This window comes from Neisseria sp. SLRRB23, assembly GCF_050896295.1.
Classification (GTDB): Bacteria; Pseudomonadota; Gammaproteobacteria; order Burkholderiales; family Neisseriaceae; genus Neisseria.
Genome location: NZ_JBPBFH010000116.1, coordinates 1 through 398 on the forward strand (window position 1 = coordinate 1; position 398 = coordinate 398).

Annotated in this window: 1 pseudogene; it reads right to left on the reverse strand. The window is 55.0% G+C overall.

Annotated features, from left to right (window positions below):
• Nucleotides 1-123: 123 nt before the first annotated feature.
• Nucleotides 124-288 (reverse strand): annotated as a pseudogene (locus ACRPFF_RS11360) (NUDIX hydrolase); the annotation flags it as partial.
• Nucleotides 289-398: the final 110 nt, after the last annotated feature.

The following is a 398-nucleotide window of genomic DNA, read 5'->3' on the forward strand; positions in this document are numbered from 1 at the left end:
TGGACGATGTTTTGGAACAGGGTGAACAATTAACCGGCTCAACCTGTTAGAAAAACAGTCCGCAGGAAAAAGCCGCCGTTTCTGCCGCGATAACATGGGCAAAACAGAAAATAATTGCGAAATGAGGAAAGCAGCCTTGTTCCATGTGCGGGCGAGGTGCTGCAAGCGTCCGCCCATATCCGGCCAGCCGTCCGCATTCAGAAAAATGCCGTCTGAAGACTCGGAGCAGCCTGCCTCCCAGTCTTTTTTGATGCGCTCAGCCCATTCCGGCGACAGATTGCCCAAAGGGCGTGGTCGACCATGCCGAAATGGACGCCTTCGACCAACGCGTGCGCGACGGCTTGAACGGCGGCAATCCCGAATACGTTATCGAACCCAAATTCGACGGCCTCGCCATT